Origin of the sequence: Massilia sp. TSP1-1-2 (assembly GCF_049896185.1) — a bacterium.
Classification (GTDB): domain Bacteria; phylum Pseudomonadota; class Gammaproteobacteria; order Burkholderiales; family Burkholderiaceae_D; genus Telluria_A.
In genome coordinates this window covers 1-585 of the sequence record NZ_JAFCTU010000204.1, presented here as the reverse complement: position 1 = coordinate 585, position 585 = coordinate 1, and the positions used below count along the sequence as shown (strand labels likewise).

The following is a 585-nucleotide window of genomic DNA, read 5'->3' as shown; positions in this document are numbered from 1 at the left end:
CTCAATACCTTCTTGGGCCTGCCGCCCAAGCTGCTGTTCGGCCTGGCGCTGATGATCAATCCCCTCGGCCTGCTGATCGGCTCGGCGCTGATGGGCCCCCTGTCCGACCGCTACGGACGCCGTCCGGTGCTGCTGGTGACGGCGCTTGGCGCTGCGCTCGGCCACATCATCACGGCGCTGGCCCTGGTCATCGAATCGTATCCCTTGTTTATCGCCGCGCGCCTGTTTACTGGTCTGCTGGAAGGCAACGGCGCCGTTGCGCGCGCCTTGCTGGCCGACCGCCTGGAAGGCGCGTTGCGGGTGCGCGCCATGTCCTGGCTGAACGGCGCCTTTTATCTCGGCTGGCTGGCCGGGCCCCTGCTGGCCGGGGCCACGGTGGTGTTGGGACTGACCGTGCCGTTCTGGATCGCCGCCGTCGCCCTGGTCGGCGCCGCGCTGCTGGTGGCCGTGGCGCTGCCGCGCGAGGCGCCGTCGCTCGCCACCACGTCTTGGTGGCAGGTGGCGCGCAATGGGCACGCGCTCAACCTGCTGCGCCACACCGAACTGCGCATGCTGTTCATCGTGCAGCTTGCCTTTACCTGCGGC

Annotated in this window: 1 protein-coding gene; it reads left to right on the top strand. The window is 69.2% G+C overall.

What is annotated here, in order from left to right; genetic code table 11:
- A partial coding sequence (locus tag ACP7BV_RS27710; protein WP_426108131.1) for an MFS transporter occupies nucleotides 1–585 on the top strand: 585 nt, incomplete at both ends.